Annotated in this window: 18 protein-coding genes, 1 pseudogene and 1 riboswitch; of the genes and pseudogenes, 10 read left to right on the top strand and 9 right to left on the bottom strand. The window is 62.5% G+C overall.

Translation table 11 applies throughout. From position 1 onward, the window contains the following. Nucleotides 1-6: 6 nt before the first annotated feature. On the bottom strand, nt 7-2,220 hold the full coding sequence (gene purL / locus I554_RS0120500) for a phosphoribosylformylglycinamidine synthase subunit PurL (RefSeq protein WP_024574842.1): 2,214 nt from the start codon (nt 2,218-2,220) through the stop codon (nt 7-9). Nucleotides 2,221-2,709: 489 nt separating this feature from the next. Between purL and I554_RS0120495 the strand changes: the two genes are divergently transcribed. Then, nucleotides 2,710-4,059: a globin-coupled sensor protein gene (locus tag I554_RS0120495; RefSeq protein WP_024574841.1), complete on the top strand. Its 1,350-nt coding sequence runs from the start codon at nt 2,710-2,712 to the stop codon at nt 4,057-4,059. A gap of 248 nt (nt 4,060-4,307) precedes the next feature. Here I554_RS0120495 and purQ read toward each other — a convergent pair whose 3' ends face one another. From purQ to purC, 3 genes are read right to left on the bottom strand one after another with little or no spacing between them, the layout of a single operon-like run. Further along, entirely contained in the window at nt 4,308-5,009 is a 702-nt protein-coding gene (purQ, locus tag I554_RS0120485) for a phosphoribosylformylglycinamidine synthase subunit PurQ (RefSeq protein WP_024574839.1), read from the bottom strand. A 12-nt stretch (nt 5,010-5,021) separates the two neighbouring features. Then, nucleotides 5,022-5,264, bottom strand: coding sequence for a phosphoribosylformylglycinamidine synthase subunit PurS (gene purS, locus I554_RS0120480; RefSeq protein WP_024574838.1), 243 nt, complete (start codon nt 5,262-5,264; stop codon nt 5,022-5,024). A 5-nt stretch (nt 5,265-5,269) separates the two neighbouring features. After that, nucleotides 5,270-6,037 carry a phosphoribosylaminoimidazolesuccinocarboxamide synthase gene (purC, locus tag I554_RS0120475; protein ID WP_019196322.1) on the bottom strand — a complete coding sequence of 256 codons (768 nt, stop codon included), beginning with the start codon at nt 6,035-6,037 and terminating at the stop codon, nt 5,270-5,272. A gap of 350 nt (nt 6,038-6,387) precedes the next feature. Between purC and I554_RS0120470 the strand changes: the two genes are divergently transcribed. Then, complete coding sequence (locus tag I554_RS0120470; RefSeq protein ID WP_024574837.1) at nt 6,388-6,702, top strand: DUF1476 domain-containing protein; 315 nt, start codon at nt 6,388-6,390, stop codon at nt 6,700-6,702. Between the two features lie 69 nt (nt 6,703-6,771). Here the strand turns inward: I554_RS0120470 and I554_RS0120465 are convergent, their stop codons facing one another. After that, entirely contained in the window at nt 6,772-7,263 is a 492-nt protein-coding gene (locus I554_RS0120465; RefSeq protein WP_024574836.1) for a heme-binding protein, read from the bottom strand. 109 nt (nt 7,264-7,372) lie between these two features. Beyond that, nucleotides 7,373-8,566 (bottom strand): TrmJ/YjtD family RNA methyltransferase, encoded by a 1,194-nt coding sequence (locus I554_RS0120460; RefSeq protein ID WP_024574835.1) that lies wholly within the window; start codon nt 8,564-8,566, stop codon nt 7,373-7,375. Nucleotides 8,567-8,756: 190 nt separating this feature from the next. Between I554_RS0120460 and I554_RS0120455 the strand changes: the two genes are divergently transcribed. From I554_RS0120455 to I554_RS0120435, 4 genes and pseudogenes are all read left to right on the top strand, one after another. Next, on the top strand, nt 8,757-9,932 hold the full coding sequence (locus I554_RS0120455) for an HlyD family secretion protein (RefSeq protein ID WP_024574834.1): 1,176 nt from the start codon (nt 8,757-8,759) through the stop codon (nt 9,930-9,932). Further along, nucleotides 9,919-11,499: pseudogene (locus I554_RS0120450) on the top strand (MFS transporter); the annotation flags it as partial. The gene I554_RS0120455 and the pseudogene I554_RS0120450, both read left to right, overlap by 14 nt. A gap of 525 nt (nt 11,500-12,024) precedes the next feature. Then, the gene (locus I554_RS0120440; protein WP_024574832.1) at nt 12,025-13,239 is read left to right on the top strand and encodes an NADP-dependent isocitrate dehydrogenase; all 1,215 of its coding nucleotides are present in this window, start codon (nt 12,025-12,027) and stop codon (nt 13,237-13,239) included. Between the two features lie 94 nt (nt 13,240-13,333). Further along, nucleotides 13,334-13,771, top strand: a complete 438-nt coding sequence (locus I554_RS0120435; protein WP_024574831.1) for a thioesterase family protein — start codon at nt 13,334-13,336, stop codon at nt 13,769-13,771. 17 nt (nt 13,772-13,788) lie between these two features. Here I554_RS0120435 and ybaL read toward each other — a convergent pair whose 3' ends face one another. Further along, entirely contained in the window at nt 13,789-15,507 is a 1,719-nt protein-coding gene (gene ybaL / locus I554_RS0120430; RefSeq protein WP_024574830.1) for a YbaL family putative K(+) efflux transporter, read from the bottom strand. A gap of 128 nt (nt 15,508-15,635) precedes the next feature. Between ybaL and I554_RS0120425 the strand changes: the two genes are divergently transcribed. Next, a complete protein-coding gene (locus I554_RS0120425) occupies nt 15,636-16,592 on the top strand; it encodes a glycerophosphodiester phosphodiesterase family protein (RefSeq protein WP_024574829.1) in 957 nt (318 codons plus the stop codon). Here the strand turns inward: I554_RS0120425 and alaS are convergent. Next, nucleotides 16,589-19,267, bottom strand: coding sequence for an alanine--tRNA ligase (alaS, locus tag I554_RS0120420; RefSeq protein WP_024574828.1), 2,679 nt, complete (start codon nt 19,265-19,267; stop codon nt 16,589-16,591). The two genes, I554_RS0120425 and alaS, sit on opposite strands and share 4 nt — an antisense overlap. 312 nt (nt 19,268-19,579) lie before the next feature. After that, nucleotides 19,580-19,669, top strand: a riboswitch (glycine riboswitch). 134 nt (nt 19,670-19,803) lie between these two features. On the opposite strand from alaS, the gene gcvT reads away from it, so the two are divergent. The 3 genes from gcvT to gcvP are packed head-to-tail and all read left to right on the top strand — an operon-like array spanning nt 19,804 to nt 24,244. After that, nucleotides 19,804-20,967 (top strand): glycine cleavage system aminomethyltransferase GcvT, encoded by a 1,164-nt coding sequence (gene gcvT, locus I554_RS0120415; protein ID WP_024574827.1) that lies wholly within the window; start codon nt 19,804-19,806, stop codon nt 20,965-20,967. A gap of 22 nt (nt 20,968-20,989) precedes the next feature. After that, nucleotides 20,990-21,355 carry a glycine cleavage system protein GcvH gene (gene gcvH / locus I554_RS0120410; RefSeq protein ID WP_024574826.1) on the top strand — a complete coding sequence of 122 codons (366 nt, stop codon included), beginning with the start codon at nt 20,990-20,992 and terminating at the stop codon, nt 21,353-21,355. A 24-nt stretch (nt 21,356-21,379) separates the two neighbouring features. Beyond that, nucleotides 21,380-24,244, top strand: coding sequence for an aminomethyl-transferring glycine dehydrogenase (gene gcvP, locus I554_RS0120405; RefSeq protein WP_024574825.1), 2,865 nt, complete (start codon nt 21,380-21,382; stop codon nt 24,242-24,244). Nucleotides 24,245-24,622: 378 nt separating this feature from the next. Here the strand turns inward: gcvP and recA are convergent, their stop codons facing one another. Further along, nucleotides 24,623-25,711, bottom strand: a complete 1,089-nt coding sequence (gene recA, locus I554_RS0120400; protein WP_024574824.1) for a recombinase RecA — start codon at nt 25,709-25,711, stop codon at nt 24,623-24,625. Nucleotides 25,712-26,181 lie beyond the last annotated feature (470 nt).

Raw genomic sequence — 26,181 nt, 5'->3', positions numbered from 1 at the left:
GCGCGATCAGTTCTTTCCGGACATATAGGCCGGCAGCCAGTTCTCATGGCCCGCCTTGAGCGACGCCACTGAAACCGGCGTCTCGCCTTCGACCGCGATGTCGTGCCCGCCGGTCTTGCCGATGACATGGCACGGCACGCCGACAGCCTTGAGCTTGCTCAGCACCGTCAGCAAATGCTCTTCCTGCACCGTGACGACATAGCGCGCCTGATCCTCACCGAACCACCAGGCATGCGGCACGATCTCTTCCGGCGGCGCGTCCAGGATCGCACCGATGCCGCTGGCCATGGCCATTTCGGTGAGCGCCACCAGCAAACCGCCATCGGCCACATCGTGCACAGCGGTCGCAGTGCCGCCCTTGATCATGCCGCGCACCACATCGCCATTGCGCTTCTCGACATTGAGATCGACCGGCGGCGGAGCGCCCTCTTCCTTGCCGCAAATATCGCGCAGATAGACCGACTGGCCGAGCCAGCCTTGCGTGTCGCCGATCAGCAGGATCGCCTCGTTCTCAGCCTTGAACGCCAGCGTCGCCGACTTGGTGAAATCGTCCAGCAGGCCCACGCCACCGATGGACGGCGTCGGCAGAATGCCGCGGCCATTGGTTTCATTGTAAAGCGAGACGTTGCCCGACACGACGGGGAAATCCAGCGTGCGGCAGGCTTCCGCGATGCCCTTCAGGCAGCCGACAAACTGGCCCATGATCTCGGGCCGCTCGGGATTACCGAAATTGAGATTGTCGGTGATAGCGAGCGGCTTGCCGCCCACCGCCGTGATGTTGCGCCACGCCTCGGCAACAGCCTGTTTGCCGCCCTCGAACGGATCGGCCTCGCAATAGCGCGGCGTCACATCGCAGGTCAGCGCGAGGCCCTTCGGTCCGTCCTGCACACGCACCACCGCCGCATCGCCGCCGGGACGCTGCAAGGTGTTGCCGCCGATGACATGATCGTACTGCTCCCACACCCAGCGCTTCGAGCAGAGTTCAGGCGTGGCAATCAGTTTCGACAGCGCCTCCGTGATCGATACGGGCGCCTTCACGTCGCGCGCATGGATCACCGGCAACTGCGGCGACGGCACATGCGGCCGGTCATAGAGCGGCGCTTCGGATTCCAGCTCCTTGATCGGCAGGTCGGCCATCACGTCGCCGCCATGCTTCACAACGAAGCGCTGCGTCGGCGTGGTGTAGCCGACGATGGCGAAGTCGAGCCCCCACTTCTTGAAGATCGCTTCCGCCTGCTTTTCCTTCTCGGGCTTCAGCACCATGAGCATGCGCTCCTGGCTTTCCGAGAGCATCATCTCATAGGCGCTCATGCCGGTTTCGCGCGTCGGCACTGAATCCAGATGCAATTCGACGCCGAGGTCGCCCTTCGCGCCCATTTCGACCGCGGAGCATGTGAGACCCGCCGCGCCCATGTCCTGGATCGCGATCACGCAATCCGCTTCCATGATCTCGAGGCAGGCTTCCAGCAGCAGCTTTTCCGCGAACGGATCGCCGACCTGCACGGTCGGACGCTTCTCCTCGCTGTCGTCGTCGAATTCGGCGGAGGCCATGGTCGCGCCGTGAATACCGTCGCGGCCGGTCTTCGAGCCGAGATAGACGATCGGCATGTTCACGCCGGAGGCCGCCGCGTAGAAAATCTTGTCGCTTTCGGCGAGGCCCACGGCCATCGCATTGACCAGAATGTTGCCGTCATAGCGCGTATGGAAACGCGTCTGGCCGCCTACCGTCGGCACGCCGAACGAGTTGCCATAGCCGCCGACGCCCGCGACCACGCCCGAAACAAGATGACGGGTCTTCGGATGGCTCGGATCGCCGAAGCTCAGCGCGTTGAGACAGGCAATCGGCCGCGCGCCCATGGTGAACACGTCGCGCAGGATGCCGCCGACACCGGTGGTCGCGCCCTGATAGGGCTCGATGTAGCTCGGGTGGTTGTGGCTCTCCATCTTGAAGACCACGGCCAGCCCGTCGCCGATGTCGATGACGCCTGCGTTCTCGCCGGGGCCCTGAATAACCCACGGCGCCTTGGTCGGCAGGCCGCGCAGATGGATGCGCGAGGACTTGTAGGAGCAATGTTCGTTCCACATCGCCGAGAAGATGCCGAGTTCCGTGAAGGTCGGCACCCGGCCGATCAGCTTCAGGATCCGTTCGTATTCGTCCGGCTTGAGACCATGGCTGGCGACGAGATCGGGGGTGATCTGGGGTTCGTTCCTGATCGTCAAGGCGACGGCGCTCCGGTCAAATGCTTCGGCATCCCTCCGGGCGGCCGGAGGTGCGGGATGGACGGAATATGCTTGATTCCGGGCCTCTTTGTGCACGGCAGCCCGGCCTGCGGCAAGCATCAGATAGGGAGAAATCCCGGCTAAAAAAGCCCCTGCTGCGGCCCTTGCCGAGGGCTCGAGGGGGCAGCACCCGTCCCTCTTTTCGGGCCTTCGGACGACCGTGCGCAAAAAAACTCCGCACCTGGCCGGCCTCCCGGTCGTGGGCGCGATGGCCAGCTGGCAGACAAAGGAAAAGTGATTGAAATCACGTCGTTACCGGGCGGCGACCCGCAAAATTTAGATCGCATTAACCAAACCTTCGTAGCGTAGCCTGGCCAGCGCGCCTTCAACGCGCCCCGGCTCACTCCGTCGCATCGGACTGCGTAACCCACTGCCTGCACCCCGCAAGCGGTAGACGCACCGCTACGCTTTAAGTCAGGCCCAGACATCATGAATCCTTCCGACACTCTCGCCGCCCGCATGGCCTTCATCGGAATTGACGATACGACCCGCACTCTGCTGCGCGAGGTCCGCCCCATGGCCATGGCGGCGCTGCCAGCGATCCTCGACCAGTTCTATCGGACCGTCGCGAAGTTTCCGGACGTCCAGAAGATGTTCCCGCGCCCCGAGATCGTCGCACATGCGCAAGCTGCGCAGCTTGCCCACTGGGACATGATCCTGTCCGGGCGCTTCGATGCCGACTATGTCCGCTCTGTCACGCGGATCGGGGAGACCCATCACCGTCTCGGCCTTGAACCGCGCTGGTACATCGGCGGCTACAAGCAGATCATCGGCGGCCTTGTTGCCGCAATCGAAACCGGCGTCACGGCGCGTTTCGGCGGCCGGGCGTTGCTCGAAAAGAAAGCCGCGATCATCGAAGCCGTGGTCGGCGCGGCGATGCTGGACATGGATTTCGCCATCTCGGTCTATCTGGATGCGGGCAAGCGCGAAAAGCGCGACGTTCTCGAACGGCTTGCGGGGCAGTTCGAACAAACCATTTCGCAGATCGTGGGGCGCGTCGGCACGACGTCGCGAGATCTCAATGCGGCGGCCGACACGCTGAAATCAACCGCCGACCAGACGCGGACCCTGTCGGGCTCCGTCGCATCGGCCTCCGAACAGGCGTCGCAAAGCGTGCAGTCCGTGGCGGCTGGCGCGGAGGAAATGAGCGCTTCGGTCTCCGAGATATCGCGGCAGGTTCAGGAATCGCTGCGGATCGCAAACGATGCGGTCAAGCAGGCGGAAGGCGCGAGCGGCCGGGTGGCCGGTCTCAGCGAAGCCGCCGCCCGCATCGGCGATGTCATCAAGATGATCAACGCCATCGCCGAGCAAACCAACCTGCTCGCGCTCAACGCGACCATCGAGGCTGCCCGCGCGGGTGAGGCCGGCAAGGGATTTGCCGTCGTTGCGCAGGAGGTCAAGGCGCTCGCCTCGCAAACCGCAAAGGCAACGGACGAGATCAGCACCCAGATTGTCGGCATGCAGGCCTCGACCGGTGAAACCGTCAGCGCCATCACCGAGATCAGCGGCACGATCAGTTCGATTTCGCAAATTGCCGGCGCGATCTTCGAGGCCGTGGATCAGCAGAACGCCGCGACGCGTGAGGTCACCAGCGGAATTCAGGTTGCGGCGACCGGATCGTCGAACGTGGCCGCCAATATCGTCATGGTCAGCAAGGGCGCGGAAGACACCGGCCGCGCCGCTGCGGACGTGCATTCGTCAGCCAGTTCGCTCACCGCTGAAAACCAGCAGTTGCGGACCCAGGTGGATCACTTCCTGGCCACCCTGCGCAGCGCCTGATCCAGAAAAAATCGCGGCTCCTTGCGGGGCCGCGTTTTCTTTTTGTAGTCAGATTTACGAATTGGGCTTCGCGTCAATAAAATCGGCGTAAAGCCACCAGCTACCTAAGCCAATCATTAACCCTCCGCCCATCAATATCTTTCCATAGACTACGGGTGAATAGAGGAAATGGTACCCAACCAAAAACACACCGCCGATGAAAAGCGCTAAGGCGCAAATCAGAGACAGCGAGCGCCGGGCTGGAGACATTAGGCCGCGCTTTCCAGATGCGCCACGAGGCCTGCAAACAGCCCGCGTCCGTCGGTGTTCCCCATGATGTCTTCGACGTGGTTTTCCGGGTGCGGCATCATGCCGAGCACGTTGCCCTTGTCGCTGACAATGCCCGCGATGGATGCCGCCGCGCCGTTGATGTTGTGCGTGTCGCCGACTTCGCCTGAAGCGCTGCAATAGCGATAGAGCACCCGGCCCTCGCCTTCGAGACGCCGAATGGTGTCTTCGTCCGCGGCGTAGTTGCCCTCGCCATGCGCCACGGGCACGCGGATCACCTGACCGGCATTGTAGCCGCGCGTGAATGGCGTATCGGAGCGCTCGACGCGCAGATGCACATCGCGGCAGATGAACTTGAGCTGCGCATTGCGCATCAGCACGCCGGGCAGCAGGCCCGACTCGCAGAGAATCTGAAACCCGTTACAGACGCCGAGCACGAGGCCGCCATTCGCCGCATGGGCACGCACCGCGTCCATAATCGGCGCGCGCGCGGCAATCGCCCCGCAGCGCAGATAGTCGCCATAGGAAAACCCACCGGGCACCACGACGAGATCCGTGCCCTTCGGCAAGGCAGTGTCGGCGTGCCAGACCATGGCCGCGTCATTGCCGGACGCGAGCTTGAGCGCACGCGCCATGTCGCGTTCGCGATTGATGCCGGGGAAGACGAGAACGGCTGATTTCATCGGTCGCTTGGCCTAACCCAGAACCTCGACGCGGTAATTTTCGATCACCGTATTCGCCAGCAGCTTGTCAGCGGCTTCCTTGAGCGCGGCTTCGGCTTTCGCCTTGTCCGCGCCCGCGACTTCGATGTCGAACACCTTGCCCTGCCGCACGCTGGCAATGCCATCGACGCCGAGCGATTTCAGCGCTCCTTCGATGGCCTTGCCCTGCGGATCGAGAATGCCGTTCTTCAATGTGACGGTGACGCGCGCCTTCATCGAATTCAGCTCTTCACAAGCACCGGGCCGGAGCCCGCAGGACGATCGTTCTCGATCAGGATGCCGAGACGCTTGGCGACTTCGGTATAGGCCTCGAGCAGCCCACCGAGATCGCGGCGGAAGCGGTCCTTGTCCATCTTCTCGTTCGACTTGATGTCCCACAGCCGGCATGAGTCCGGCGAGATTTCATCAGCGACGATGATGCGCATCATGTCGTTCTCGAACAGCCGTCCGCATTCCATCTTGAAGTCCACAAGACGGATGCCGACGCCGAGGAACAGCCCGGTCAGGAAGTCGTTCACACGAATGGCAAGCGCCATCATGTCGTCGATCTCCTGCGGCGTGGCCCAGCCGAACGCGGTGATGTGCTCCTCGGAGACCATCGGGTCGCCGAGCTGGTCGTTCTTGTAATAGAACTCGATGATCGAACGCGGGAGCTGCGTGCCTTCCTCGATGCCGAGGCGCTGCGACAGCGAACCGGCGGCGACGTTGCGCACGACGACTTCCAGCGGCACGATCTCGACCTCGCGGATCAACTGCTCGCGCATATTGAGGCGCTTGATGAAATGCGTCGGCACGCCGATGTCGTTCAGATGCTGGAAGACATACTCCGAGATCCGGTTGTTGAGGACGCCCTTGCCCTCAATGATCTGGTGTTTCTTGGCATTGAACGCGGTGGCGTCGTCCTTGAAATGCTGAATCAGGGTTCCAGGCTCAGGCCCTTCGTAAAGGGTCTTGCCCTTGCCTTCATAAATGCGACGCCGACGGCTCATAGGGATGTACCGTGTTCTGTTGAAGTCCATGAATGGGGTGCTCCGGGTGATTTACGCGACCCACGGCGGAGCTGCCGTGAAGTCCGGAATCGTGAAACAAACCGCGAACCGGACTCATCGGCAACGTACCCGATTGAACCCGCCGATACAACGCAACGCAGCGCGTATTCCCGCAAAAGTAAGCGGTGTTTTGCGCTGGAAATCCTCAAGAATTCCCGTTTCGGCGTATTTCGCCCGCAATCGCCACCTCCTGCGACCTCTGGGACGTTGCCTTGCCGGGGTCGGACCTCCTATATGCAGGGTCCCGCCGACATCCCGGCATGACCAATTCAGCTTTACGGAACAGATATATGTCCACTTTCGACAAGCGCGAGGAAGGTTTCGAGAAGAAATTCGCCCTCGACCAGGAAACGAAGTTCAAGGCGGAGGCCCGCCGGAACAAGTTGCTGGGTCTCTGGGCCGCCGAAAAACTGGGCAAAACCGGTGATGACGCCGTGGCCTACTCCACGGAGGTTGTCGCGGCCGATTTCGAGGAAGCCGGCGATACCGACGTCCTGCGCAAGGTGGCCGCCGACCTGGCCAGCAAGGGCGTGTCGGAAGCCGACGTTCGCAAGAAGATGGACGAACTGATGGCCGTCGCCGTCGCCCAGATCAAGGCCGGGTAGTAATTCCACCCCATTGAACGAAAGACGCCGCGCGATCGGCTCGCGCGGCGTTTTGCTTGCCGGAATGATTTACTTCAGCGAGTCCTGAACCTTCGCGATGCCGGCCAGGACGCAGACTTCGTCCTTTTCGCCACCCGGTGCACCCGATGCGCCGACCGCACCGATGACCTCGTTGCCGACCTTGATGGGGGCTGCGCCGCCGACAGCCACCACGCCCGGAATCTGCTTGAGGTAAGCCGTTTCCGGCTTGTCTGTCAGCTTCATGAACTCCAGCGAGGTCTGGCCGCGCGTGCGCGAGGTGTAGGCCTTCAGGCGGCTGAACTCCATGGTGTGGGGATTGGTGCCGTCGCCCCGAACCTGAGCCGCGACGTTGCCGGCCTTGTCGACGACCGTGACAGACACCTTGTAGCCGTCCTTGGTGCACTGCTCGATGGTGCCCTGGATGATGGCGATGGCCATCGTCATCGACACGTTCTTTTCAACCTGCGGCGCCTGCGCGTGAGCCGGACCGGCGATAACGATTGCAGCCGTCGTCAAGGCTGCAAGACCGAGTGAACGCATATGGAAGCCTCCCTTTGATGGTTTTTTGGTTACGCGTTTTTGTAGCAACCCTTGGTAACGCGCTTTCATCCCATCAAAGAAGAAAAATCGGTACTGCGGTAGCGAAGGACTAGGCGGTTGCGGCCAGCCGGTCGAGTTGCGCGGCGAGATCGGCTTCCACGTCCGCCGCATTGATCAGGCAAACGCGATACCCCCGCGCCTCCAGCCATTCGCGCCGCGCCGCGCGATCCCGTTCGATCACATCGGTCTCATTGGCGTTGACGAGTTCGATCGCCAGCCGCTTCGTGAACGACACAAAATCCGGAATGTGACGCCCCACCGGCGTCTGCCGCTTGAAGTGAGATGCGAAACGGCGGTCCGTCCTCAGCGCCTGCCAGAGAATACGCTCCGCGTCGGTCGGATTACGCCGCAGCAGCCGCGCCAGCCCCCTTACCGTGCCGCCGCTTTCGGATGGTGTGCGGCCATCGGACTGTTCGGCCAGCAAGGCACGGAGCCGCGTCGCTTCGTTGCCGTCGAGAATCCCGCCTTTTGCAGGCCCCTTCCTGCCCTCCGCGATGGCCATGATCACGCCGTGCAACGTGTGCATGTCCTGCTTGGTCGGCTCCATGCGGGTGAAAATGTTGCGCATGTTCACAAGCATGGTGTCCCGCTTTTCCGGCGGGCGGAGGAATTCCACCTTGTCGAGTTCGCTCACGAGGTTGTCGAAGAACGCCTGCATCTGATGGTTCGACGCCCGCTCCGAACGTTCGGGCATCGCGAACGGCAGCGCATTCGATGTGGCGAGCTTGAACCATTCATAGCCCATCAGCAGCACGGCCTGCGCCAGGTTCAGCGAGGCGAACCCCGGATTGACGGGAAACGTGATGATGCGGTTGGCGAGCGCGACCTCGTCGTTCTGTAAACCGTAACGCTCGCGCCCGAACATGATCGCGGCCGTGCCGCTCGCCGCGGTTTCGCCGACGATCTGGCGGGCGGCCTCCTCGGGACCGACGACCGGCTTGGCCTGATCGTGCGCCCGCGCCGTGGTCGCGAACAGCAGCGAACAATCGGCGACCGCAGCTTCCACAGTGTCGAACAGTTCGACTTTATCAAGAATGTGATCGGCGCCCGCGGCGGCGCGCTGGGCGGCCATGTTGGGCCAGCCGTCGCGCGGATTGACGATGCGCAGCCGCGTCAGGCCGAAATTGCCCATGGCGCGCGCACACATGCCGATGTTCTCGCCAAGCTGCGGTTCGACCAGAACCACCACGGGTCCGGCCAATTCCTTTCGCGTCTTGGTTTTGTCGGTGCCTGAACCGGTCATGATCCTGCTTTGGTTTGCGCTGCGCCCTGCCGTAACGCAGTTGGCGGCGCACAGGTCAAGATATTTTTCGGGATAATGGACGTTCGGCAAATTTCTCGGCAATCAGGTGCAACAGGGCCATGCTGAAAATTACAAGTTTCGCTCTGAATTTTCTCCGCCGCTTGGAGTAGCGTGATGCTGATGGTGACCCATGACTCAGACAGATAATGCCTCCGCTGGCGGCCCTGCCCCACAGCAGGCTCCGGCGACATCCAGCACGGCTCTGGAGCCGTCGCATGCAAGTGCTACGGTGCGCCGGCTGGCGATTCCAGTCGCGTGCCTGATTGCGGCAGCGGTTTTCGTGGTGCTGGCGACACTGCGCTGGGACGCGTGGATCGGCAGTGCCGTGATCCAGACCACGAACGACGCCTATGTTCGCGCCGAGACGACGCAGCTCAGCAGCCGCGTCGCCGGCGAAGTGATCAAGGTCGCCGCGAGCGATTATCAGCACGTCAAGGCTGGCGATCTGCTCGTCGAGATCGATCCGGCGGACTACGAAGCGCAGGTCGCGCAGGCGGAGGCCTCGGTCGCCGGAGCGCAGGCCGCGCTCGACAACCTCGCCAATCAGGTCGAGTTGCAATACGCTACCATCGCACAATCCGAAGCGCAGCGCGCTTCCGCCGAAGCCCTTCAGGTCGAGGCGCAGCAGGAACTCGAACGTCAGCAATCGCTGACCCAGAGTTCATCCGGCACGCGCCAGCGGCTGGAACAGGCGACCGCTTCCCTTGCCAAGGCGGACGCCGACGTGCGGGCCAGCCGCGCTGTCATCGCCGCGCAAAAGCATCAGCTCGAAGTTCTCGCCGGAACGAAAAAGCAGCGCGCCGCCGATGTGCTCGCCGCTCAGGCCGCGCTGAAGGCCGCAAAGCTCAAGCTCGGCTACACCCGGATCGTGGCACCGTTCGACGGCGTGGTCGGGGCACGGCAGGTTCAGCCGGGCGACTACGTCAACGTCGGCAGCAACCTGTTCAACGTGGTGCCGCTGCCAAATGTCTATGTCATTGCGAACTACAAGGAGACGCAGCTGACCCGCGTAAAGCCCGGACAGCCGGTGGAGATCACCATCGATACCTTCCCGGACGAAACGCTGCGCGGGCAGGTCGCGCGCATCTCCCCGGCGAGCGGTTCGCAGTTCGCGTTGCTGCCCCCCGACAACGCTACGGGGAATTTCACCAAGGTGGTGCAACGAATTCCCGTCCGGATCGAGTTCGACAAGGGCCAGCCCCTGCTCGACCGTCTGCTGCCGGGCATGTCGGCCGTGACGCGGATCAACACCGAAGGCACGGTTGCCCCCTCAAGCGCCGGAGCCAAAGCCGGTGTCGGACGCTAAAATCATCGCCAGCGGGCCGGTCTCCACCGGCCAGCCTGTTCACTATCCGCTGCTTGCCGTGATCGCCGTGCTGCTCGGCTCGTCGATGGCGAACATCGACAGCCGGATGTTTTCGATTGGCCTGCCCGATCTCAAGGGCGCCTTTTCGCTCAGCTACGACGAAGGGGCCTGGCTCAGCACGGCCTCGACCGCGTCGCAGATTTTCATCGCGCCCGCGGTGGCCTGGCTCGCCACCGTTTTCGGACTGCGCCGCATTCTCGGCATACCCAGTCTGGTCTTCGCGGTGATCTCGCTGGTTCTCCCATTTGTCCGCGATTACCACACACTTCTGGCACTCACGATCCTTCATGGCCTACTGATCGGCACCTTCGTGCCGGCCACGCTGATGATCATTTTCCGCAACCTGCCGATGCAGTGGTGGCTTGTGGCGATCGGGATTTACGCATTGCGGGTCGGCTTTGCGCTCAACTTCGGTCCGGCACTGGTCGGCCTCTATGTCGAACATATCGGCTGGCAGTGGCTTTACTGGCAGGATGCGATCATCGCCGTGCTGATGGCGATCCTGGTTTACTTCGGCGCCGCCCGCGATCCGGTCAACCGGACGCTGCTGGAAACCGCGGACTGGGGCGGCATGCTGTTGCTGGGGACCGGCATCGCCATGGTCTATGCCGGCCTCGATCAAGGGAACCGGCTGGATTGGCTCAACTCCGGAACCGTTGTCGCAATGCTCGGCTGCGGCGCGTTTTTGCTGGTGGCGTTTTTCATCAACGAGGCCGTGGTGAAGGAGCCGTGGGCGCACGCCAATGTGCTGTTCTCGCGCAATATCGGCTTCGCGCTGGTCGTCATCCTGCTCTACACCCTGACCGGTCTCTCCAATTCATCGCTGGTGCCGAATTTCCTCTCCGCCGTTGCGCAGCTCCGGCCGGAACAGACGGGGCGGCTGCTATTGATCTATGGCGTTCTGCCCTTTGCCGTGCTGTTTCCCCTCTCGGTCTGGCTGCTGCGGCGATATGACGTGAGAATCGTCCTGATCATCGGCCTGATCACGTTCGGGATGGCCGCATTGCTCGGAACGCAAATCACCAATACTTGGCGGCTGGCCGACTTCATCCCGATTGTGTTGCTGCAATCGGTCGGCCAGGCATTCACGCTGTTTCCGATCATTATCATCGCGCTGTCCAACTCCGATCCGACCCGGGCGACGGCGTTCGCGGCCTATATCCAGATCATGCGGCTTGGCGGCGCTGAATTCGGTATCGCCCTGATGGGGACTTGGCTGCGGGTGCGCGAACAGACCCACTCCAACCTGATCGGTCAGCACATCACCCACGCGACTGATCAGGTGGAGCAGTTTATTGCCCGCATGTCGGGTTATTTCGCTGGCCATGGCACAGCGACGGCCCCCGCGCGCAGCGTCGGAACACTGGCCGGTATCGTCCAGCGGGAGGCCAACGTGCTGGCCTACGTCGACGGTTTCTGGCTGACGTTCTGCTTCGCGATCGCAGGCCTGCTTGTCACCGCCCTGATTACCAAATCCCCGCCGGGGCCGTTTACGCCAAAAGCACGATAGCGCCGCTCCGGCTGCGGTCCCAAATCCTGGCATTTCGAATCAGGATCGAGAGGGCCTTGAATCAGGTTCTGATGATCCGGATTCAACTTATGAAGGTTTTGAATCAGCTTCTGAAGGTTTTGATTCAAGCCGTGAAGGAATTGATTCAAGAACCGAACAGACCGATTCAGTCCCGGCCATAGTTTCCGAAATTATCCTTATAAATCAATGGGGTTACCGAATGGTTTGAATCTCGCGCGAAACGCGAGGTTCGCCTCCTGTCGCACAGCGGCTCTCCAAAACCACGCCTCGGGGAAGTGCGCACGGGTTCTGCCACTGCACGGTTTCCGCACACAGCGGCAAAGCGCGGATCGCTTCACGTTCACCGGCTGAAACAGGCTCCGGATTTGCCCGCCGGAACGCCATGCCAGAAAGTCTCAGGTGCGTTGCCTTCCAGCCCGCCAAGGCGGGTGCTATAGCCTCGCTACGGAACCGTTGCGGTTCTCTCGCCCTCTCCGCCCCCAAGCTAAGGCCCGATTCCCCATGGCAAAAATCAAGGTGACCAACCCCGTCGTCGAACTCGATGGCGACGAGATGACCCGGATCATCTGGCAGTACATCAAGGACAAGCTCATCCACCCGTTCCTCGATGTGAACCTCGAATACTATGACCTTGGGATGGAATACCGCGACAAGACCAACGATCAGGTCACCATCGATGCGGCCAATGCGATCAAGAAGCATGGCGTCGGCGTGAAATGCGCCACCATCACCCCGGACGAAGCCCGCGTGAAGGAATTCGGCCTCAAGGAAATGTGGAAGTCGCCGAACGGCACCATCCGCAACATCCTCGGCGGCGTCGTGTTCCGTGAGCCGATCATCTGCAAGAACGTTCCCCGCCTGGTTCCAGGCTGGACCAAGCCGATCATCATCGGCCGCCATGCTTTCGGCGACCAGTACCGCGCTACCGACTTCAAGTTCCCGACCGCTGGCACGATCAGTCTCAAGTTCGTCGGCGACGACGGCAAGGTGATCGAGCGCGAGGTGTTCAAGGCTCCGGGCCCCGGTGTGACCCTCGGCATGTTCAACCTGGACGAGTCCATCCGCGACTTCGCCCGCTCCTCGTTCAACCTCGGTCTGGCGCGCGGCTATCCGGTCTACCTTTCGACCAAGAACACGATCCTCAAGCAGTACGACGGCCGCTTCAAGGATATCTTCCAGGAGGTGTTCGACGCCGAGTTCAAGAAGGATTTCGACGCCAAGGGCCTGACCTACGAGCACCGTCTGATCGACGACATGGTCGCGGCCGCGCTCAAATGGTCGGGCGGCTATGTCTGGGCGTGCAAGAACTACGACGGCGACGTGCAGTCCGATACCGTGGCGCAGGGCTACGGCTCGCTGGGCCTCATGACCTCCGTACTGCTGACGCCGGACGGCAAGACCATGGAAGCGGAAGCCGCCCACGGCACCGTGACCCGCCACTTCCGCGAGCACCAGAAGGGCAAGGAAACCTCGACCAACTCGATCGCGTCGATCTTCGCCTGGACCCGCGGCCTTAGCCACCGCGCCAAGCTCGACAACAACGAGGAACTGGCGAAGTTCGCCAAGACGCTGGAAGAGGTCTGCGTCGCCACCGTCGAATCCGGCTTCATGACCAAGGATCTCGCGCTGCTGGTCGGCGCCGACCAGAAGTGGCTCTCGACCACCGGCTTCCTCGACAAGGTCGCGGAGAACCTCACCAAGGCGATGGCTGCCTGAGGCAACGCACGACGCCTGATCCGTCGCTCTTCAACGGCGCAGACAGTGTCTGCGCCGTTTGCTTGTGGACTTCGAAAAGAACGGAATACCGAACATGACCCGAGACCAGTTCAGCTTCTTCCAGCCGTTCCGGGTCCGTTACTCGGAAATCGACGGTCAGGGCGTCGTGTTCAACGCGCACTACCTGACCTTCTACGACACGGCGATCACCGAATATTTCCGCGCGCTGGGCTACGACCAGTACGCCGACGCCAAAAAGACCGGCATGGACTTCCATGTGGTCAAGTCGGTGGTGGAATATAAAGCACCGATCCGTTTCGACGCGGAGATCGAAGTCGGTGCGCGCGTCGCACGGATCGGCAGTTCAAGCATGGCGTTTGAGTTGGCGATCTTCCTGAAGAACAGCGCGGATCTGATGGCCACCGGTGAAATCGTCTGGGTGAACACCGATCAATCGACGCATCGCCCCGCCCCGATCACGCCGGAGATCCGCAACCTGATCGCAACACGCGAGAAGCATCTCGCATCCTGACCCGTAGCGGCCAGCGCTCAGATGCTGGCGAGACCGATCTGCGCGATCATCGCCTTGGCGATTTCCATCTCGCCCATGATCACGAAATTCGCGCCGTGATGCTTGAGGTGCGCGATTTCCTCTTCCGAATGCGCCCGCGCAATGATCGGCAGTGTCGCGCTAATCGCGCGGGCTTTCGCGACGATCTGCCCGCCCTCGAACGCATCGGGTATCGCGACAATGAGCCCGCGCGCGGCCTCGAGGTTTGCCGCAACCAGCATTCCCGGCGCGGCCGCATTGCCCGTGATCTTCTCGATTCCCGCCTGAGCGAGCTTTTCGAGGCATCCCGGATTATCTTCGATGACCAGAAGCGGCACGCCTCCCTGCTTTAACGATGCCCCGACAACACTCCCGACGCGCCCGTAACCCACCAGCACGACATGACCGGTGAGAGCGGTGACAGGCAACTCGACGCGGGCCGGCTTCTTTCTTGCCGCCTCCGCGACCGCCTCTGCAGCGGAGTCCTCCGCTGACAAGGCTGCTGCCGCAGCGTCCTCCGCTGCCTTCTTCTTCGCCTCATAGCGATCCAGCAACGCAAAAAACAGCGGGTTCAGCATGATCGAGATGATTGCTCCCGCAAGAACAAGATCGCGGCCGCGATCCGGCAGCAGCGCCAGGCTGACGCCGAGACTGACAAGGATGAAGGAGAACTCGCCGATCTGGGCGAGGCTGGCGGAGATCGTCAGCGCGGTCGATGTCGGATGCCCGAACATGCGCACGATGCCGAACGCCGCGACAGATTTTCCGAAGATGATGATGAAGACGGTCACCAGCAGCGGCAGCGGCTCGCGGACGATGATCGCCGGATCGACCAGCATGCCGACCGACACGAAGAACAGCACGGCAAACGCATCGCGCAGCGGCAGGGTTTCGTTCGCAGCACGCTGGCTGAGTTCGGATTCGCTCAGGATCATGCCGGCGAAGAACGCGCCGAGCGCGAAGGACACATCGAACAGGATCGCCGCGCCGAACGCGACGCCGAGCGAGATCGCGAACACCGCGAGGCGAAACAGTTCGCGCGAACCGGTATGCGCGACATAATGCAAAACCCACGGGATCACGCGGCGGCCCACCACCAGCATGAAGATGACGAAGGCCGCCACCTTGCCGAGGGTGACAAAAACCGGCTGCGCCATCGCATAGGCGCTGAGACCATTGGCGCCCTCGCCTTTCAGCACGCCGGCAAGCGCGGGCAACAGCACCAGGGTCAGCACCATCGCGAGGTCTTCGACGATGAGCCAGCCGACCGCGATTCGTCCGCGCTCGGTATCGACCAGCCGCCGCTCCTGTAAAGCGCGCAACAGCACGACCGTACTGGCGACCGACAGCGCGAGACCGAACACCAGCCCGCCGCCGATCGGCCAGCCGAGCGCCCAACCGAGGCTCATGCCGAGCAGTGTCGCGACCGCGATCTGCACCACCGCACCGGGGACCGCGATGGCGCGCACCGACAGCAAATCTTTCAGCGAGAAATGCAAGCCAACGCCGAACATCAGCAGAATGATGCCGATTTCGGCAAGCTCATTGGCGATATTCTGATCCGCCACATAACCAGGCGTGAAAGGGCCCATCACCACGCCCGCAAGGAGATACCCCACAAGGGGTGAAGCGCGAAACCGCTGAGCGATAGCTCCGAGAACAAATGCCAGCACGAGGCCGACGACGACCGTCGAAATCAAAGGAGTATTGTGATGCATGCCGCATTTTGCCGCATGAGGTAGATTGATGCCAGTGCATCTTTCGCTACCCATCGCCGCAGCAACTGTCGCGCCCTTGTTTTGTCGTGTTTGGCAGCAGAGTGAGTCGTTCCTTTCAGGAATACACCATGCGCCGCCGCGTTGTTCTTGCTGTTCTTCTTTTCATCGCCACCGTCTACCTTCTCAACGCAAGCTGGCTCGCATTCGCGCCAACGGGCAAGCCGTTTCTGCTGGCGCATCGCGGCGTGCACCAGACCTATCCCGCCTACACTCAGACTGCCGATGACTGCACCGCGACGATGATCCGCCCGCCTACGCACGATTTTATCGAGAACACCCTGCCCTCGATGAAAGCTGCCTTCGATGCAGGAGCGGATATCGTGGAGTTCGACATTCATCCCACCACCGACGGCCACTTTGCCGTTTTTCACGACTGGACAGTCGATTGCCGCACCGAGGGCAAGGGCGTCACCCGCGAGCACACGCTTTCGGATTTGAAACGTCTCGATATCGGCTACGGCTACACGGCGGACGGCGGCAAGACGTTTCCCCTGCGCGGCAAAGGCGTGGGTCTGATGCCGACCCTCGACGAGGTGCTGACTGCGTTTCCCGATCGCCGCTTCCTGATTCACATCAAGAGCAATGATCCCGCCGAAGCCGACAGGCTCGTGGCCCGCCTGAAACAACTGCCGCCCGATCGCCTGAAGATGCTCATGGTGTATGGCGGCGATCGTCCGGTCACCGCGCTACGCGCGCAGTTGCCGCAGATTCCAACGATGTCGAACCGGCAGGAGATCGGGTGTCTGTGGCGCTATCTCGCCGTTGGCTGGACCGGCTACGTGCCATCGTCGTGCGCTGGCAGTTTGTTGCTGATTCCGCAGAACTACGCATGGCTGCTGTGGGGATGGCCGGATCGCTTCCTGACCCGCATGCATAGCGCTTCCGCAGTCGTGATCCTGGCGGGCCGCTATCAGAAAGGCGATTCCACCGGCCTCGATACGCCGGAGGAGTTCAAGGCAGCACCACAACGATCCGGTCTCGGCATCTGGACCAACCGGATCGAAAGCATCGCCGCGCCGCGCTAGGCGCCCATCGCAGCTTCGATCGCCTTCAGCGCTGCATCGGCCTTTGCGCCATCGGGACCGCCGGCCTGCGCCATGTCGGGACGCCCGCCGCCCCCCTTGCCGCCGAGGGCTTCGGACGCGACCTTCACCAGATCGACGGCGCTGAAGCGTGACGTCAGGTCGGACGTGACACCGACCACCGCGCCGGCCTTGCCGTCTTCGCCGACATTGATGATTGCGACCACGCCTGAACCGATCTGCTTCTTGCCGTCGTCGGCAAGGCTCTTGAGATCTTTCATCTCGATGCCGGAAACGCGCTTGGCCATCAGCTTCACGCCGCTGACTTCGATGAAATCATCCTCGCTGCGATGGGAGCCGGACACGCTCGTGCCGCCCATGGCGAGTTTCTTGCGCGCGTCCGACAGATCGCGCTCGAGCTTCTTGCGCTCCTCGATCAGGGCCGCCACACGCACAGGCAGATCGTCCAGCGTGGTCTTCAGTTCCGCTGCCGCTGCTTTCGCCGTGTGAATGGTTGCATTCACCGCATGACGCGCATTGTTCCCGGTCAGCGCCTCGATACGCCGCACGCCGGAAGCCACCGCGCTCTCGCCGGTCACCGAAATCAGGCCGATATCGCCGGTGCGTTTCACGTGGGTGCCGCCGCACAGTTCGACCGACCAGCCGAGCGCATTGCTCGCCGCGCCCTCGCGGGCCGCGCTGCCCATCGACACCACGCGCACCTCGTCGCCGTACTTCTCGCCGAACAGGGCACGTGCGCCGGATTCGCGCGCGTCATCGATCGCCATCGACCGGGTGACGACTTCGCCGTTTTCCAGCACGACATCGTTGGCGATGTCCTCGATGCGGCGCAGTTCGTCCGGCGTGATCGGCTTGTTGTGCGCGAAGTCGAAGCGCAGACGTTCCGGCGCAACGAGTGAGCCGCGCTGCGCGATGTGATCGCCCAGCACCTGCCGCAGCGCTTCGTGCAAAAGGTGCGTCGCGGAGTGATTGGCGCGGATCGCCGTGCGCCGCCTATGATCGACTTCGAGTTGCAGCGGCGTATCGAGCTTCACCGTGCCCTGCTCGACGGTGCCGAGATGCACGAAAAGATCGCCAGCCTTCTTCTGCGTGTCAGTGATGCGCACGCGTATGCCGTCGCCGGTCAGAACGCCGGTGTCGCCGACCTGACCGCCGGATTCGGCGTAGAACGGCGTCTGGTTCATGACGATGGCGACGCTGTCGCCGACCTTGGCACTGTCAATCTCCTTGCCGTCCTTCACCAGCGCAGTCACGACGCCTTCGGCGATCTCGGTGTCGTATCCGAGGAATTCGGTAGCGCCGAGTTTCTCGCGCAGCGGGAACCAGACGTTCTCGGTTGCGGTGTCGCCAGATCCGGCCCATGCCGCGCGGGCCTTGGCCTTCTGCTTCTCCATCGCGTCGGTAAACGAGGCGATGTCCACGCCGATGCCGCGGTTACGCAGCGCGTCCTGCGTCAGATCGAGCGGGAAACCATAAGTGTCGTACAGCGTGAACGCAGTCTCGCCATCGAACATATCGCCCTTCTTGAGCGACGCGCTCTTCTCGTCGAGGATTGTGAGACCGCGGTCCAGCGTCTTGCGGAAGCGGGTCTCTTCCAGCTTCAGCGTTTCCTCGATCAGGTTCTCGGCACGCACCAGTTCCGGATAGGCCTGACCCATCTCGCGCACCAGCGCCCACACGAGGCGATACATCAGCGGCTCTTTCGCCCCGAGCAACTGCCCGTGGCGCATCGCGCGGCGCATGATCCGGCGCAGCACATAGCCGCGGCCTTCATTCGACGGCAGCACGCCGTCCGCGATCAGGAACGACGAAGCGCGCAGATGGTCGGCGATCACGCGCAGCGAGGCTTTCTGTTCGCCCTGCGGATCGGCACCGGTCAGATCGGCAATCGCGCGGATCAGCGCGACGAAAAGATCGATCTCATAATTGTCGTGCTTGCCCTGAAGCACGGCGGCGATGCGCTCCAGGCCCATGCCGGTATCGATCGACGGCTTCGGCAGCGCGACGCGATTTCCCGGTGCGATCTGGTCGAACTGCATGAACACGAGATTCCAGATCTCGATGAAGCGGTCGCCGTCTTCCTCGGCCGAACCCGGAGGCCCGCCCCAGATCTTGTCGCCGTGGTCATAGAAGATTTCCGAACAGGGACCGCAGGGGCCGGTGTCGCCCATCTGCCAAAAATTGTCCGATGTCGCGATTCGGATGATTTTCGATTCGGGCAGGCCCGCGATCTTTTTCCAAAGGCCGAACGCCTCGTCGTCCTCGGAATAGACCGTGACCAGCAGCTTGTCCTTCGGAAGGCCGTACTCCTTGGTGATCAAATTCCAGGCAAGCTCGATGGCGCGGTCCTTGAAATAATCGCCGAACGAGAAGTTCCCGAGCATCTCGAAGAAGGTGTGATGCCGCGCGGTGTAACCGACATTGTCGAGGTCGTTATGCTTGCCGCCGGCGCGGACGCATTTCTGCGATGAGGTCGCGCGCTGATAGGGCCGCTTCTCAAGGCCCGTGAACACGTTCTTGAACTGCACCATGCCCGCATTGGTGAACATCAATGTCGGATCGTTGCGCGGAACCAGCGGCGACGACGGCACGATATCGTGGCCGTTTTTCGCGAAATAATTCAGATACGCTGACCTGATCTCGTTAACGCCGCTCATGCTCGTCCAATCGCGCCCAAAAAGCTCTCAAGAAGCCCTGAATGTTCTGATGCGTTTTCGGCATGCAAAACACGCTCTGTTTCGCCCGAAAACACTCGGATGTGCCGCCCGCCTTCAATGACGCGTGCAGCGCAATTTGTCCCGCCCTGTTTCTAGACGGAACGGGCTAGGAATGTCCAGAAAGTGTGCACCGGATCAGCAGCTTGCAAGCAGTCACAAGAGCGCCGCGAAGGCCGTTGATAATCTCGCAGTTGCGTTGACAGGGCCTCGAAAGGCGTGTTTCCCTGCCCTTGTTAGCTATATACTGCACTCTCAAGTCACGTCGGGAGAGACCGGCTTTACGCCGGCGCCGAAGGAGCAACCGCCCCGGAAACTCTCAGGCAAACGGACCGTGTGACTGACTGAAATCTGGAAAGAGATGCGGCCGGCAGACCGGCGCGGCATCCGCCGACGGGATAATACTCTCAGGCACAGCGACAGATGGGGCTTCGACAAGGTTTCGGGAACCGTCCCGGAATCCGTCAGGAGCCCTGAATATGCTTGCCACTGAGCGCCAACCAGACTCCGCCGAAAATGCGCTGAAGCGCGTTCCGCTGCACGACCTGCATGTGGCGCGCGGCGGCAAGATCGTGCCCTTCGCAGGCTACGAGATGCCGGTGCAGTACACCGCCGGCGTGCTGAAGGAACATCTCCACACCCGCGCCTCCGCCGGCCTGTTCGATGTCTCGCACATGGGCCAGATCGTGCTCAGGCCGAGGTCGGGCAAGGTGGAAGATGCCGCCCGCGCGCTGGAGCGGCTGGTGCCGCAGGACATTCTCGCGGTTCCGCACGGCCGCCAGCGCTATGCGCAGTTCACCAGCGACACCGGCGGCATTCTCGACGACCTGATGGTGGCAAATTTCGGCGATCACCTGTTCCTGGTGGTCAATGCCGCCTGCAAGACCGAAGACGAAGCGCACCTGCGCAAGCATCTCTCCGACACCTGCATCATCGAACCGCTGCCGGACCGCGCGCTGATCGCGCTTCAGGGACCGAAGGCGGTCGAGGTACTGTCGAAGCACGCGCCGAGCGTCGCCGCGATGAAGTTCATGGACGCGGGACCGCACAAGGTCCTCGGCATCGATTGCTTCGTCTCGCGCTCAGGCTACACCGGGGAAGACGGTTTCGAGATTTCGGTTCCCGCCGAGGATGCCGAGCGGCTTGCGACGGCCCTGCTCGCCGATCCCGCCGTGCTGCCGATCGGATTAGGCGCACGTGACAGCCTGCGGCTGGAGGCCGGCCTCTGTCTTTATGGCCATGACATCGACACGACGACCACGCCGGTCGAAGGCGCGCTGGAATGGTCGGTGCAGAAGAGCCGCCGCCTGGGTGGCGCACGGGCCGGCGGTTTCCCCGGCGCGGACATCATCCTGAAACAGTTCGAAACCGGCGCATCGCGCCGCCGTGTCGGCCTGCGGGCCGAGGGCCGCGCGCCAGTACGCGAAGGCGCAGCTCTCTACGCCGGCGAAACATCATCCGACAAGATCGGCGCTGTCACATCCGGCGGCTTCGGGCCGACGCTGAACGCGCCCGTCGCGATGGGTTATCTGCCGACATCTCTTTCCAACGAAGGCACGACCGTTTTTGCCGATGTGCGCGGGCAGCGTCTGCCGCTGCGCGTCTCGGCGATGCCGTTCGTGCCCAATGGCTACAAACGATAGCAATCAACAGGCTGAGGATTTCATGACCACACTGTACACGCCCGATCACGAATGGCTCCGCATCGAGGGAGATGTCGCCACCATCGGCATCACCGACTACGCCCAGACCCAGCTCGGCGACGTGGTGTTCGTCGAACTGCCGAAGGTCGGCCGCGCGCTGAAGAAGACTGAAGCCGCCGCCGTGGTCGAGAGCGTCAAGGCGGCGTCCGACGTCTACGCGCCGATCACCGGCGAAGTGATCGAGATCAACGACGCGCTGGTCGCCGATCCCGCGCTGATCAATTCCGACCCCGGCAAGGCGGCCTGGTTCTTCAAGCTGCGCATCGCCAACAAGGGCGATCTCGACGGCCTGATGGATGAAGCTGCCTACAAGGCCCACACGGCATAAGCCCGACAGAGTGAGGACCTACGCATGACCGCCATCCGCCCGTCCGCCGAACCCGCCGTCGATTTCGCCCGCCGGCATATCGGTCCCTCGCCGCGCGACATCAATGCGATGTTGCAGACCGTCGGCGTGGCCAGCCTGAGCGCGCTGATGGATCAGACGCTGCCTGCGTCCATCCGCCTGAAGACGCCGCTCGATCTTGGCAAGCCGCTCAGTGAAATCGACGCACTGACACACATGCGCGGCATCGCAGCGCGCAATCAGGTGTTCACCTCGCTGATTGGCCAAGGCTACTCCGGCACGATCCTGCCGGCGGTGATCCAGCGCAACATCCTCGAGAACCCGGCGTGGTACACGGCCTACACGCCGTATCAGCCCGAGATCAGCCAGGGACGGCTTGAAGCGCTGTTCAACTTCCAGACCATGATCTGCGATCTCACCGGGCTCGATATCGCCAATGCGTCGCTGCTCGATGAAGGCACCGCGGCGGCGGAAGCCATGGCGCTCGCCGAGCGTTCGTCATCGGTGAAGACGAAGGCATTCTTTGTCGATCGCGAAGTGCATCCGCAAACGCTGGCCGTGCTGCGCACCCGCGCCGAACCGCTCGGCTGGTCGCTGATCGTCGGCGATCCCGCGAACGATCTCGGCAAGGCCGACGTGTTCGGCGCACTGTTCCAGTATCCCGGCACGCATGGCGGGCTGAATGATCCGCGTGCGGCCATCACGGCGCTGAAGGCGAAAGGCGGCATCGCTGTTGTCGCTGCCGATCCGCTGGCGCTCACGCTCCTCGCTTCACCCGGCGATCTCGGCGCGGATATTGCGGTTGGCTCGACGCAGCGCTTCGGCGTACCGATGGGCTACGGCGGACCGCATGCCGCCTACATAGCAGTGAAGGATGCGCTGAAGCGCTCGCTGCCCGGCCGCATCGTCGGCCTGTCGGTGGATTCGCGCGGCGCGCCGGCCTATCGCCTCGCGCTGCAGACCCGCGAACAGCACATCCGCCGCGAGAAGGCGACCTCGAACATCTGCACCGCGCAGGTGCTGCTCGCCGTGATCGCGTCGATGTACGCGGTCTATCACGGCCCCGAAGGCTTGAGCCATATCGCACGGACCGTGCACCGGCGCACCGCCGTACTGGCGGCGGGATTGCGCAAGCTCGGCTTCGCGCCGCTGAACGACGCCTATTTCGATACGGTCACGGTCGCCGTGAACGGCGAGCGGCAGAAAATCATCTCCCACGCTGCCCATGAGCAGATCAATCTGCGGCTGAATGAGACGACAGTCAGCATCGCGCTGGACGAGACCACGACGCCTGCGATTGTCGAAAGCGTGTGGCGCACCTTCGGCGGCAATCTGGTTTACGCTGACGTGGAGAAGGAGGCACGCGACGCGCTGCCGCCTGCTCTCGCACGCACCAGCAAGTTCATGACCCATCCGGTGTTTCACGAGCACCGCTCGGAGACCGAACTCCTGCGCTACATGCGCAAGCTGTCCGACCGCGATCTTGCGCTCGACCGCGCCATGATCCCGCTCGGCTCCTGCACCATGAAGCTGAACGCCACCACCGAAATGATCCCGGTGACCTGGCCGGAATTCGGCGCGCTCCATCCGTTTGCGCCAGAAGAACAGGCCGGCGGCTATCACGCCATGTTCACCAGACTGGAAAAATGGCTGGCCGACATCACCGGCTATGACGCGGTGTCGCTGCAGCCGAACTCCGGCGCGCAGGGCGAATATGCCGGCCTGCTCGCGATCCGCGCCTATCATCGCTCGCGCGGCGAGGCACATCGCAAGGTGTGTCTGATCCCCTCCTCCGCCCATGGCACCAATCCGGCCTCCGCCAGCATGGTCGGCATGGACGTTGTCGTGGTCGCCTGCGATGCGCGTGGCGACGTCGATGTCGAGGACCTGCGCAAGAAGGCGGCGCAGCACGCGAACGATCTCGCGGCGGTGATGATCACCTATCCCTCGACCCACGGCGTGTTCGAGGAGCACATTCGCGAGATCTGCGACATTGTCCACGGCCACGGCGGACAGGTCTATCTCGACGGCGCGAACCTCAATGCGCAGGTCGGCCTCGCCCGGCCCGGCGACTACGGCGCGGATGTGAGCCATCTCAACCTGCACAAGACCTTCTGCATTCCGCACGGCGGCGGCGGTCCCGGCATGGGCCCGATCGGCGTGAAGAAACACCTCGCGCCGTTCCTTCCGGCGAACATCACAAACGGTGATGACGCCGCGGTCGGCCCGGTGTCGGCGGCGCCCTACGGGTCCGCATCGATCCTCGTCATCTCCTACATCTACATCCTGATGATGGGCGGCGAAGGCCTCACGCGCGCCACGGAAGTCGCGATCCTGAACGCCAACTACATCGCCAAACGGCTCGATCCGCATTTCCCGGTGCTCTACCGCAACCACAACGGCCGCGTGGCGCATGAATGCATCGTCGATCCGCGCGGGCTCAAGGCGGGATCTGGCGTGACGGTGGACGACATCGCCAAGCGGCTGATCGATTACGGCTTCCATGCCCCGACCATGAGCTTCCCGGTGCCGGGCACGCTGATGATCGAACCGACGGAATCCGAATCGAAGGCGGAACTGGACCGCTTCTGCGACGCCATGATCGCGATCCGCCGAGAGATCGCCGACGTCGAGGCCGGACGATGGCCCATTGAAGCCTCGCCGCTGCGCCATGCGCCGCACACCGTGCACGACATCGCCGAGGATCACTGGCAGCGGCCGTATACGCGCGCGGAAGGCTGCTTCCCGGCCGGCACCTCGCGCAGCGACAAGTACTGGTCGCCAGTGGGGCGTGTCGACAACGTCCATGGCGACCGCAATCTGGTCTGCTCATGTCCGCCGGTCGCCGACTACGCGCAGGCGGCGGAGTAAGCGCACACTCGAATTCCAAACCGGTCATCCCCGCGAACGCGGGGATCCACCTTCCTCTTCTCATCTGAAGAGAACGACGCATCTGCCCCACATCCCACGGCATCGATAGCTTAGGGAGTATGTGTCCCCGCTTTCGCGGGGACGACGCGGAGAGAGAACAGCCGCGCTCGTCGCTCAAAAACAAATCGGGCGCTGGGGATGTCGGCAACTCAACATCCACAACGCCCGTTTGCTTCCGAAGGTGCGATGGATGCCCGAAAAGGATTCCCGTCTTTTCGGATCGCACCGGCCGGGCCGTGAAGCCCGGTCGAAAATGAACTCTTTTTAGTTGTCGCGTTTTCTTAACGCGAACCGGTTCCCACTTCGCTTGAAAACGCTTTAGTCGTCCTGCGGCTCCTCGCCATCGGCATCGCGCTCCGGCGAGCCTGCCAGAATCTGCTCGGCGATCAGGCCGGAATTCTGCCGGATCGAGGCTTCGATCTTGGCGGTGATCTCGGGATTGGCCTTCAGGAAGGCCTTGGAATTCTCGCGGCCCTGCCCGAGGCGCTGGCTGTCATAGGAGAACCAGGCGCCGGACTTTTCGACGATGCCGGCCTTGACGCCGAGATCGAGGATTTCGCCCATCTTGGAGACGCCCTCGCCGTACATGATGTCGAACTCGACCTGCTTGAACGGCGGCGCCAGCTTGTTCTTCACCACCTTGACCCGGGTCGAATTGCCGACGACTTCGTCGCGTTCCTTGATCTGGCCGATGCGGCGGATATCGAGGCGCACGGAGGCGTAGAACTTCAGCGCGTTGCCGCCGGTGGTGGTTTCCGGCGAGCCGTACATCACACCGATCTTCATGCGGATCTGGTTGATGAAGATCACCATGGTGTGGGACTTGTTGATCGAGGCGGTCAGCTTGCGCAGCGCCTGCGACATCAATCGCGCCTGCAGGCCGGGCAGCGCATCGCCCATTTCGCCTTCGAGTTCGGCGCGCGGCACCAGCGCCGCCACCGAGTCCACGATCAGCACGTCGACCGCGCCGGAGCGCACCAGCGTGTCGGCGATTTCCAGCGCCTGCTCGCCATGGTCCGGCTGCGAGATCAGAAGTTCATCGACATTGACGCCGAGCTTGCGGGCATAGACCGGATCGAGCGCGTGTTCGGCGTCGATGAAAGCGCAGATGCCGCCTTTCTTCTGGGCTTCGGCCACGCAATGCAGCGCCAGCGTGGTCTTGCCGGAGGATTCCGGCCCGTAAATCTCGACCACCCGCCCCTTCGGCAGACCGCCGACGCCGAGCGCGATGTCCAGCCCCAGCGAGCCCGAGGAAATCACCTCGATGTCCATGGAGCGGTCGTTCTTGCCGAGCTTCATGACGGAGCCCTTGCCGAACTGGCGCTCGATCTGGGAGAGCGCGGCCGACAGGGCCTTGGTCTTGTCCATGGACGATCCTTCAACGATACGCAGGGCGGCGGGGGCCATCTGATGCTCCTCTTATGTATGGGATTCGCCTGCCGGACAAACGGCTTCCCAGGGTCGGCGGACCGGAATCGGGGTGGATCCGATGAAAAGAATGTACCCTGTTTGTTCCAAGTTCGCAATATGTTCTTTTGCGAGGTCGGGTACTGGCCTGTTTTAACCCCTAGTGGCCTATTTTGATTTCTGCAGTGGCCTAATTCGAAAATTGGACTCGATTCTCATTCAGCGCAGGAACTAAAATAACCTCATCCTTGGCAGGGTGGCGGCGATGCCCGCGAACGAGCGTATTTGTCCCAAGTGCGGGGAGCCCGTGAAGTTGATGCTGCCGCCCGGCGGCAAAGGGCCACGCACGTATCAGTGCATTCATTGCGACCGGCCAGACCCGATCAAGTCCCCCCAGGTGAAGAACTTGCTGAAAGCGCTCTTACACGATGAAAAGAAGTAAGCATACATTCCCCAAGTGGCATGCCGTC

The sequence above is a fragment of the Afipia sp. OHSU_II-C1 genome, from assembly GCF_000497575.1.
Classification (GTDB): Bacteria; Pseudomonadota; Alphaproteobacteria; order Rhizobiales; family Xanthobacteraceae; genus Afipia.
Note: the sequence above shows the minus strand (reverse complement) of the source record. Positions and strands in the feature narration are given on the sequence as shown.